The organism is Psychrobacter coccoides, from assembly GCF_017498085.1.
Lineage (GTDB): Bacteria > Pseudomonadota > Gammaproteobacteria > Pseudomonadales > Moraxellaceae > Psychrobacter > Psychrobacter coccoides.
Window position 1 is genome coordinate 1 of the sequence record NZ_JAGBKM010000037.1, and the last position, 10,603, is coordinate 10,603.

Genomic DNA, 10,603 nt, shown 5'->3' on the forward strand with positions numbered 1-10,603 from the left:
CCAAAAAAAAGCCACCCTATAAAGGATGGCTTTTCACTAATCAATACCTTCATCAGCTTACGCTGAGTATCATTTAGTTTTTAACGTTAGCTACCACACCAGCACCTACAGTACGGCCACCTTCACGGATAGCGAAACGTAGGCCTTTATCCATAGCGATTGGGTGGATAAGCTCTACGCTCATCTCAACGTTGTCGCCTGGCATAACCATTTCAGTACCGTCTTGTAGCTGGATTGCGCCAGTCACGTCAGTGGTACGGAAGTAGAACTGTGGACGATAGCCGTTTAGGAATGGCGTGTGACGACCACCTTCTTCTTTCGATAGTACGTATACTTCGGCGTCGAAGTTGGTGTGCGGGGTGATTGAACCTGGCTTCGCTAGTACTTGGCCACGTTGGACGTCTTCACGCTTGGTACCACGTAGTAGTACGCCACAGTTTTCACCAGCACGACCTTCGTCTAGAAGCTTACGGAACATCTCAACACCAGTACAGGTGGTTTTTTGGGTGTCACGGATACCGACGATTTCGATTTCGTCGCCAACGCGTACGATACCTGATTCAACACGGCCGGTAACAACGGTACCACGACCTGAGATTGAGAAGACGTCTTCGATTGGCATTAGGAATGCTTTGTCGACGTCACGCTCTGGCTCTGGGATGTAGGTGTCTAGGGTTTCTAGTAGTTCTAGAACTGCTGGTTCGCCGTATTTGCCGTCGTCGCCTTTTAGGGCTTGGGTGGCACTACCTTTCATGATTGGGGTGTCGTCACCTGGGAAGTCGTAGTCGTTTAGAAGTTCACGTACTTCCATTTCTACGAGCTCTAGCAACTCTTCGTCGTCTACTAGGTCACATTTGTTCATGAAGACGATGATGTAGGGTACGCCAACCTGACGTGATAGCAGGATGTGCTCACGGGTTTGTGGCATTGGGCCGTCAGTGGCTGATACGACTAAGATTGCGCCGTCCATCTGAGCGGCACCAGTGATCATGTTTTTGACGTAGTCGGCGTGACCTGGGCAGTCAACGTGGGCGTAGTGACGGGTTTCGGTGTCATACTCTACGTGTGAGGTGTTGATGGTGATGCCACGTGCTTTTTCTTCAGGCGCTGAGTCAATGGCTGCGTAGTCTTTGGCTTCGCCGCCTGAGGCTTTGGCTGCTACGGTTGCGATAGCGGCTGTTAGGGTGGTTTTACCGTGGTCAACGTGTCCGATGGTGCCGACGTTGACGTGGGGCTTGTTGCGTTCAAACTTGGCCTTTGCCATGGGTATTTCCTCTTTATTAATGAATCTTTATCAATCAAAGATCAGTGAATAGCTGTTTGACGGCTTATGACAGAATTAAAACCATCAAACCGTTGACGCTAGGGTGAAACTACTTAATATCTCAATACTTTATTTATTAACTTAACTATATAGGTGCAGTGCCGATTACTTTCAATCTATTGCTTAATAAAAATATTTAATAAAAAAGCATTTATATAGCCATATCGTTATTAAGCGATGTGACAAACATCAATAAACTGACAGCACTAAAAGGCAACACCTCGGTGTCACCTTTGAATTGTTACTTGCCGAGTTTGTATCATATCATTCAACATCGGCCAAAACTCTATCTTGTTGTTCAATACTTGTGATAAACACAAGAGTTATCAGTTTAGTGTTTGATATTGAGGTCTAACATCGTTAAACAGCTTATCTACCACGTCTTGATAACATCATCGAACAATAAATGGAGCTCATATCGAGAATTGAACTCGAGACCTCTCCCTTACCAAGGGAGTGCTCTACCGCTGAGCTATATGAGCATATTTTTAATAACTACAGACAATAAGCTGTAGGTTTATACTAAATAAAATATCACGAAACCACATAATACAATTGGTTGTCGTGATGAGTTATTCAGTATCTTATTCAATAATGATTTGCAGTCGATGCCACATATATGGAGCGGGTGGCGGGAATCGAACCCGCGTCATCAGCTTGGAAGGCTGAGGTGTTACCATTATACCACACCCGCAATAACTCTATTTTAAACCTACATTAGGACTAGAGTATGCTTGGCGCTGTAAAAATATGGTGGTGGGAGAAGGATTCGAACCTTCGAAGCTTTCGCGACAGATTTACAGTCTGTTGGGTTTGACCGCTCCCCAATCCCACCTTAGGGTGCTTTGAATAAAATAACTTTAATACAAAGTAAGTTTATAAAAAGCGACTTTAAAAAGAAATGGTGCCGACTGCCGGAATCGAACTGGCGACCTACTGATTACAAGTCAGTTGCTCTACCAACTGAGCTAAGTCGGCTTATCTCTTCAAAGTGGTGGCTATTCTATCAAATATTTTGACAGACGCAAGCCCTTTTTTGGTTTTTTTACTTCTATTTTGATAAAAAAACATAAACACTTGATTATATTGCTAATTTTTTTCATACAATCTGTGCTTTTTTTGTCTTTCGTCTTATCCTCTAAACTGCTTATCGTTTTTTTGGGTCTTAATTGGGCTACTTAGCGTATCCGTAAACCATCACAAGCCATTTTTACTGCTTTGACCAGAGCCAATGCTTTTTTGTTGGTTTCCTCCCATTCCGCTTCTGGCACAGAGTCAGCAACCACTCCGGCACCTGCTTGAATATGTATCTTACCACGGCGCATTACTGCTGTACGAATGGCGATAGCGGTATCCATGTTGCCATGCCAGCCCAGATAGCCCACCGAGCCACCAAAGACGGTACGACGTACAGGTTCAACTTCATCAATAATCTGCATGGCTCGGATTTTGGGCGCACCAGAGAGCGTGCCCGCTGGGAAAGTGGCACAAAAGACATCCAAAGCATCTTTATCAGCCGATATTTTACCTTCGACGTTTGAGGCGATATGCATCACTTGCGAATAGCGCTCAATAAACATCTTTTCGGTGACTTTCACACTACCGTATTCACACACACGGCCAATATCGTTGCGGCCCAAATCGATTAGCATCAAATGTTCAGCGATTTCTTTTTTGTCCGCAAGTAACTCTTGCTCAAGCGCCAAATCCTCGGCCTCATCTCGGCCTCGCACACGTGTGCCCGCCAACGGCCGTACCGTGACTTTGCCATCTTCAATACGTGATAATATCTCAGGCGATGCGCCTATAATATCGAAACGCTTGTGGTCATCTAATGTATAACCATGAACCAAGAACAGATATGGCGATGGGTTTAAAAAGCGCAGCGCTCGATATACTGCCAACGAATCACCAGTATAGTCCGCCGTCAGACGCTGTGCCGGCACCACCTGCATCACATCTCCTGCGAGGATGTAGTCTTTAATCTTCTCTACATCGGCGCAGTATTTTTCTTGCCCTGTCTGCGACTTAAACTTGGGTGTGGGCATAATGGGTGCGCTTAGATCTGGCATCTCAGCGAGCTTATCCTCTATTCTTTCAAGCTCACGAATAGCCGCCCCATATCCATCTTCGTCATGACAATCAGCATACACAATAATCGATAAGGTATTCTCTAAGCGATCAAAAACTATCACACTCATAGATAGCATCAACCACATATCAGGCAGCGTCATCGTATTGGGCGCATCAGATAGTCCGACACTAGGCTCAATGACTCGTACCATATCATAACCGAAATAGCCCACTAACCCCCCACTAAAACTAGGCAGTGACTTGATATCAGCCGCCGTCGGCATCTTATATTCAGCCATAAGATTACGAAGGTAATCAAAAGGATCATCAACGGCATTAACATCAATATGATCGTCTTTTTTGGTGGTCATCATACCGTCTGTATACTGCAAGATCAGATCACTACCCAGACCAATCATTGAATACCGTGCCCAACGCTCACCGCCAACTACGGATTCAAACAAGTATGCCGAGCCACTTAAGTCACGTACTTTTGAAAACACTGACACTGGCGTCTGTGCATCCATAAGACGCTTTTTAATCAGAGGGGCATGGCTAAAACCTTGGGCTTTAAAGGTTTTGTAATCTTCGAAAGTCATCATAGTTAAAGGGTCTCTTAGCGCAATATAAGCACAAACAATATGAGCACAAACAGTATAAACAAAGAAAAAGGCGACAAAACAACAGGCCTGCCAGTATAACAAAACTGGCAGGCATAAGCAGATAGCATCGTATGAACAGCTGGTTTGGGCTAGCTACCCATATTAAACAGCCAGAGCGCTAGACCAATGATAATGATGGCGATAAACACCCATATGAACCAACTGCCGCTTGATTTTTTTGGGGCATTGCCAGCGTTAGCAGGATTATTAATCGCTTGATCTAACGCATTATTACCTTCGGTACCAATATCACGAGGTTGTCCTAGATTGGCTGTCCCTGAAAGCTGTGCGGTCGCAGCTTGTTTGGCACGAAGGACGTCAGGATCGGCCTCTTCTTGCAGAGGTGTGGTGGTGGTTTTGTCTTGCTCTGAACTGACGGTAGGCTGCTGAACGGTGGCTTCTTCGGTTGCCAACACGGCATCCTGATCTTTTTTGACTTCGGGTGTAGGTGTCGGTGTGACGGTTTCTGTCTTCTCAGTCGTAACAGGTGCCACAACGGGCTCAGCTGCTTCAGCTACTGGTTCTGGCTCATCAGGCAACACTTCTGCAACACCAGTCTGCTTCACCACGGGTTCTTGTGCTTCAGTGCTTTCAATTATCGGCTTGTTAACTGCCGCCTCTTCAGCCACAGGCTCTTCCACCACAGGCTCTTCCACTGCCGGTGTTTCAACCACAGGCTCTGTTTCCGCTATATCCGTACTGCTTTCATCCACTGTGCTGGACGCTGGCTGCTGAGAATCGACACCAGTAAGCGGGATATTGACCTGAAAGTTAAAGCTTGCAAAACCGACTTTGTCATCTACTGTGATGTGTTTTGACTTGTCAGCTTCGATACGCTCATCATTAATAAATGTTCCATTCGATGAGCCTAGGTCTTTAATATATAGCTCACCGTTTAGTACATTTAATACCGCATGATTACGAGAGACCTGCTTGCTGCCTAGCACCACATCATTATCACTGCCTCTACCGATGGTTAGACTGTCACTCACGGTCAAAGTCAGGTCGCCCAAGGCTTCTGTTAATGCATTAAGCTGCCACGTTGTCACTTCTTTTTCTGCTGGTTCATCTGGTTTGTTTGTCATGCGATTACTCCTTATTATTTATAATTACTGCTTTTTAGATTTAGGAAAGAACTGCGGCTTTATAATACCCTGCAGCTTGTCATAGGGGATACTCAGTACTGGCATACCATAGGCATATGGGCCAATGGCATAATGCTGATAACGTATATCTAGCCCTTTATCCGTCAAGGTTACGTCGTCACTCAGCGTAAATGGCCAGCTTTTTTCATAACGCTCAGGGTCTTCGGCTACCGTTTTAACCCAGTCTTTATAGGCATCATAAGCCAACGCTCTAAAGCGAGTTTTGACACCATAGCGCAGTATATCTACCAATTGCACGTGTCTTTTGGTGCGTTGATCAAATATTAAGTATTCACTATAAGGCATTCCATGCGCACCGCCAGTAAATGTATAAGCATTGATTTCAAACAGCTCATAGTCATCAATATGACCGAGATAACGAGGCTCTGCCGTCAAACTATATACAAACACACTGTCCTTTGGCAAATCATTGAACTGTGACGACGCAAAACGATCTAAGGCTGTCTTGACGTCGTGCTTATCAGTGTGGTCAGAAGTGGCGGTCTCAGTCATCACATTATCTAACACCACACTGTTTATACGAGCGTTAGTTATCTCATTTATCCAATCCTGATTGCTATTCAGATATTGTAATTCAATCTTTGGACAGTTTTGGCGTGTATGACAGCGCTCTTGTATGGTTGAAGGTAGTTCATACTGCAGATAGCTGGTATCGTGAATCAGGCTGTTAGCATTCGCAGTCACGGTCATCACACTCAATACTACAGCACTAATCATAGCTATCATTGAAGAGGCCAAGGGCTTAAATGGCATGTGTGACACAGACAAATGCTGCTGCCATTCAGCTGAGACAAAACCTGATAAGTTAGAAGACGGCAATTGAGCCATTAGCTGCTCCCGTGGCAAACGAATGTTATGTTTTCGTCTATTCTACCGTAACTATTGGGTAGTATTGTTGAAACACTGTTTTTATATAGCAACAAAAAAAGACACGGCAAGCGTGTCTCTTAATAGATGAATATTTCAACCAATTCTACAAACCTTTACAGCTCCTGCGTATTGCTTTCACGAGTGTTGCTAAACGTCACTTCAGGATAGCGCTCTTGCATCAGCTGTAAATTGACTCGGCTCGGTGCAAGATAAGTCAAATAACCCCCTCCATCAATTGACAACTGATCGTGTGCTCTTTTCTTAAACTTGGCCAGCACGGCTTCATCATCACAATGAATCCAGCGTACGGTAGCGATAGAAACCGGCTCAAAAGTGCATTGCACCTTGTACTCTTCTTTTAGACGGTGCGCCACTACCTCAAACTGTAGCACCCCGACTGCACCTAAGATCAAATCATTATTAATCTGTGGCATAAAGACTTGCGTGGCCCCCTCCTCAGAGAGCTGCTGCAGGCCTTTTTGTAGGGCTTTAGATTTGAGTGGGTCTTTGAGCACCACCCGGCGAAACAGCTCTGGGGCAAAATGTGGAATACCCTTAAAGTTTAGCGCCTCGCCTTCGGTAAAGCTGTCACCGATAGAGATGGTGCCGTGATTATGCAGACCGATAATATCCCCTGGATAGGCTTCTTCGAGCGCTTCACGGTCGCCTGCCAAAAAGGTCAACGCATCGGCAATACGCACGTCTTTACCCAGACGGACATGCTTCATCTTCATGCCTTTTTCGTACTTGCCAGAGCACACTCGCAAAAACGCAATACGATCACGATGGCGTGGATCCATATTGGCCTGAATTTTAAAGACAAACCCGCTAAAACTGGTTTCGGTCGCTGCCACTTCACGCTCATGAGCAGGGTGTGCTTCGGGTGGTGGTGAGTACTTTACCAAAGTATCGAGCACCATATTGACCCCAAAGTTGCCAAGCGCTGTGCCAAACAAAACAGGCGTCATCTCACCTTTTAAGAACTCATCGACAGCAAAGTCCTCAAGCGCCATTTGTACCAGCTCAAGCGACTCTTCAAAGGAATCAAACATCAACTTGCCCAAACGCTCGCGTATATCTGGGTAATCATAGCCTTCACGAGTTTCTGCCACGGTAACCTCGCCGCCATGACCTTTTTCGTATAGGTAAGTTTTGTTTTCGCTGAGGTGGTAGACACCGACAAAGTCTTGTCCCATTCCGATAGGCCAAGTCACGGGAATACACTTAATCTTGAGCACGTCTTCGATTTCGCTCAGCAGCTCAAGCGGATCACGGATTTGACGATCGAGCTTATTGACAAAAGAGATGATCGGCGTATCACGCATACGACATACTTCCATCAGCTTGATGGTACGCTCCTCGACGCCTTTGGCACCATCGACCATCATCAAGGCACTATCAACCGCTGTCAAAGTTCGATAGGTGTCTTCAGAGAAGTCAGCGTGACCCGGGGTATCGAGTAGATTGACGATATGGTCTTGATACGGAAACTGCATCACTGAGGTGGTGATAGAGATGCCACGCTCCTGCTCCATACTCATCCAGTCAGAGGTCGCATGGCGATCGGTTTTGCGTCCTTTGACTTCGCCTGCGACCTGAATGGCTTGACCCCATAAGAGCAGCTTTTCGGTCATGGTGGTCTTACCAGCATCAGGATGCGAGATGATGGCAAAGGTGCGACGTTTGGCAACCTCTTTGCTTAGTTTTTTGGGGTCTACGCTCATAGTGAATAACTTATCGTTAGGTTTTGCAAAAAAAAGAAGAATAGAAGATGGTAAAAACAGAGGTGAAATTTGGTGCCGATATTGTAGCCGATTTGCGATAAAGATGCCATTTTTGTCTGAGTTAACTACCAATCTCAAACAATCTACCTACTTATAATATATAAGACCGTACGGTAACCAAACCCGTTCTTTGATACCCTTCCTTACAATATAGAAAGATTAAGATTCAAGATAAAAAAGCCAAGGATTGGATAACATAAGGAAACCATTATGCTGCTCGAAAAAATTAAGACGCCTGGACTGTCACACCTCTCTTATTTAGTAGGGTCAGGCGATCAGGCTGCGGTCATAGACCCACGCCGTGACTGTGAGACTTATATAGAAAAAGCCCGTGCAGCAGGGCTAAAGATTACCCATATTTTCGAAACCCATCGCAATGAGGATTTAGTGTCTGGTGCACCCATTTTAGCAGAGATGACAGGTGCTAAAGTGGTGCATGGCCCTAATCCAGAAAAACCTATCGTCTATGCACAAACGGCGCACGAAGGTGACTGCTTTGCCATCGGTCAACTAGAGCTTCAAGTGCTTGAGACACCCGGCCACACTGATGATCATTTGGCTTATGCCTTATATGATACCGCCTATCCTGACAAGGCGGTCGGCGTCTTTACTGGCGATGCCTTATTCGTCGGCGACGTGGGACGTACTGACTTTTATCCCGATAGATTAAAAGAAGTCGCAGGGCTGCTCTTTGATTCGCTACAAAAAATCCTCGCATTAGGAGATCAGGCCATGATCTATCCTGCCCACGGTGCAGGCTCAGTGTGCGGCTCAGGCATGGCCAAGCGTGAGTTTTCTTCAGTAGGCCATGAGCGCTTGAACAATCCACGCCTACAAATCAAATCTCGTGATGAGTTCATCGAGGTAAAAATCAGTGAAAACCACTATCAGCCGCCCTACTTCAAGCTGATGGAGCGTCTGAATATGGAGGGCGGAGAGGCTGCCCCACGAGTGATGCGCCCACGCAATCTATCACTTGATGAATTAAAAGACTGCAACCCCGATCATGTCATTGATATCCGTGATCCTATGGCCTATGCATCAGGTCATCTGCCCGGCTCGATGAGCTTGCCAGTGGATATGATCTCTGCTTTTGCTGGCTGGTTTATCGCTGAAGGCGAACGTTTGGCGCTGATTGCATCCGATGAGCAGGAGCTTAGCGAAGCTATGGAGCATCTGATACGCATCGCCTTTGACGATATCGTAGGCGGCTATGTCGGCATCGTTGCTGCTGCCAAGCAAGGCGAGCACATAACGCAAATGCCAATGATTGAAACGACCGAAGTTGCGTTGCGACTTGACGCTGACAAAGACAACTGGACACTGCTTGATGTGCGTGATGACGATGAGCGTGCAAACAATAGCATTGAAAATTCAGAACATATCTATGTCGGTCACCTTAATGAAGCTTGGCGCAAGCTGGATAAAGAGCGTCACTATACCCTAATGTGTGCCAGTGGCGAGCGTGCGACAGTCGCAGCAGGATGGCTGGCAAGTCAGGGGTTTGAAAACCTTGATATTTATCTTGGTGGTATCAGCGCTTGGCAACAAGCTCATGATAAATAATAAGTAATAAAGCGCTTAGGGAGTATATCTTGGTATTTACAATCGGAACCCTTGTCTTAGTCAGCTTTGCTGTATCACTTGTAGCCTTGGTTGTGCTGATTTGGGTGATATCACGTAGTGAGCTGCGCTTCACTCAGGCGGATGCTCGTACGATCTTTGATGCTGAAGAGCGTGGCGAAACCCCTGATGATCCAAGCACACAACCCGCACAAACTGACCCTCCTAGAGGCCGTGACGGCGAAAGCCTTGTATAGTCAGTTCACTACAAAAGAAATACAGCCCATATCATGAAACAGTTTAGGCAGATTATTCTCCATCCAGCCTTGGCGTAGAAACTTTGCTTGTGCCCATTTTTTCTCAATGGGGTTAAGATCAGGGCTATAGGGTGGCAGCCATAGAATGCGATGACCATGTCTGTTGAGCAGTTTTTGGATACGTCTGCTTTTATGAAACCTAGCGTTATCCATAACGATCACGCATTTAGTCTTGAGACTTGGAATAAGTGTGATCTTACACCAGTCATAAAATATATTGCTATTGATATTCTGTTCAAAGTAATCAAGCGCAAACAGCATCTTGTTATAAAGAGCACCGATGACGTTAGTTCTCTTTTTTGCTTGCCAGTTGTAGCTGTCGATACAGGGTGTACCAATCGGTGCATAGCCATGAGAGCGGATGGTCTCGTGCTCAAAGCCGCTTTCATCCATATAGATAATGGGATAGCCTTGCTGCGTAAAGCGATCAAGTTTACTCTGATAAGCCACTCTTTTTATCAGGCAGGCTTTTGGATGCTCTAAGGTCTTTTTTTTGACTGATACCTAGACGTTTTAAAGCAGTGTGCATGCCGGTCTTACTACAGTTGAATCGCCTAGCTCGCTCGTACAGATAATCGTCTGGATATTGTTCAACGTCTTTTAAGAGTGCTTCATTCGGTATTTTAGTTGGTGATTTATCTCGAGTTTGTTTGATACTTGGGTTTCTCAGCCAGCGCTGTAATGCGGTTTTGCTAACATTATAGAAAGTACAAGCCTGACGGATACTCATGTCTTTGTTTTTGACACTTTTAATCACTTGTGCTCGAAAATCTGCTGAATAGGTCATTTGTTCTTCTGCTATTTCGCTTGCTTTAAAACGATTGTATCTTATTTAAAAAGAACT

Annotated in this window: 9 protein-coding genes and 4 tRNA genes; 2 read left to right on the top strand and 11 right to left on the bottom strand. The window is 45.5% G+C overall.

Annotated features, from left to right (window positions below; genetic code table 11):
• Nucleotides 1-73 precede the first annotated feature (73 nt).
• The 9 genes from tuf to J3492_RS12710 form a co-directional block, all read right to left on the bottom strand.
• Nucleotides 74-1,264, bottom strand: a complete 1,191-nt coding sequence (gene tuf, locus J3492_RS12670; protein WP_207991668.1) for an elongation factor Tu — start codon at nt 1,262-1,264, stop codon at nt 74-76.
• Between the two features lie 467 nt (nt 1,265-1,731).
• Nucleotides 1,732-1,806 (bottom strand) — tRNA-Thr (locus tag J3492_RS12675).
• 138 nt (nt 1,807-1,944) lie between these two features.
• Nucleotides 1,945-2,018: transfer RNA gene (locus J3492_RS12680), tRNA-Gly, on the bottom strand.
• A gap of 57 nt (nt 2,019-2,075) precedes the next feature.
• Nucleotides 2,076-2,159 (bottom strand) — tRNA-Tyr (locus J3492_RS12685).
• A 67-nt stretch (nt 2,160-2,226) separates the two neighbouring features.
• Nucleotides 2,227-2,302: transfer RNA gene (locus J3492_RS12690), tRNA-Thr, on the bottom strand.
• A 200-nt stretch (nt 2,303-2,502) separates the two neighbouring features.
• Nucleotides 2,503-3,999 (bottom strand): anthranilate synthase component I family protein, encoded by a 1,497-nt coding sequence (locus J3492_RS12695; protein ID WP_207992397.1) that lies wholly within the window; start codon nt 3,997-3,999, stop codon nt 2,503-2,505.
• Nucleotides 4,000-4,148: 149 nt separating this feature from the next.
• Nucleotides 4,149-5,144: an FHA domain-containing protein gene (locus J3492_RS12700; RefSeq protein ID WP_207992398.1), complete on the bottom strand. Its 996-nt coding sequence runs from the start codon at nt 5,142-5,144 to the stop codon at nt 4,149-4,151.
• A gap of 24 nt (nt 5,145-5,168) precedes the next feature.
• Nucleotides 5,169-6,053 carry an RsiV family protein gene (locus tag J3492_RS12705; protein WP_243453257.1) on the bottom strand — a complete coding sequence of 295 codons (885 nt, stop codon included), beginning with the start codon at nt 6,051-6,053 and terminating at the stop codon, nt 5,169-5,171.
• A gap of 155 nt (nt 6,054-6,208) precedes the next feature.
• Nucleotides 6,209-7,819, bottom strand: a complete 1,611-nt coding sequence (locus tag J3492_RS12710; RefSeq protein WP_207992399.1) for a peptide chain release factor 3 — start codon at nt 7,817-7,819, stop codon at nt 6,209-6,211.
• Nucleotides 7,820-8,089: 270 nt separating this feature from the next.
• Here J3492_RS12710 and J3492_RS12715 point away from each other — a divergent pair, with 270 nt between their 5' ends.
• The gene (locus J3492_RS12715; RefSeq protein WP_207992400.1) at nt 8,090-9,445 is read left to right on the top strand and encodes an MBL fold metallo-hydrolase; all 1,356 of its coding nucleotides are present in this window, start codon (nt 8,090-8,092) and stop codon (nt 9,443-9,445) included.
• A gap of 29 nt (nt 9,446-9,474) precedes the next feature.
• Nucleotides 9,475-9,699, top strand: coding sequence for a hypothetical protein (locus J3492_RS12720; RefSeq protein ID WP_207992401.1), 225 nt, complete (start codon nt 9,475-9,477; stop codon nt 9,697-9,699).
• Here J3492_RS12720 and J3492_RS12725 read toward each other — a convergent pair whose 3' ends face one another.
• Both J3492_RS12725 and J3492_RS12730 read right to left on the bottom strand, forming a co-directional pair.
• The gene (locus J3492_RS12725) at nt 9,700-10,209 is read right to left on the bottom strand and encodes an IS630 family transposase (RefSeq protein WP_207992402.1); all 510 of its coding nucleotides are present in this window, start codon (nt 10,207-10,209) and stop codon (nt 9,700-9,702) included.
• Nucleotides 10,193-10,546, bottom strand: coding sequence for an IS630 transposase-related protein (locus J3492_RS12730; RefSeq protein ID WP_207988742.1), 354 nt, complete (start codon nt 10,544-10,546; stop codon nt 10,193-10,195). The genes J3492_RS12725 and J3492_RS12730 overlap by 17 nt, the downstream gene beginning before the upstream one ends.
• Nucleotides 10,547-10,603: the final 57 nt, after the last annotated feature.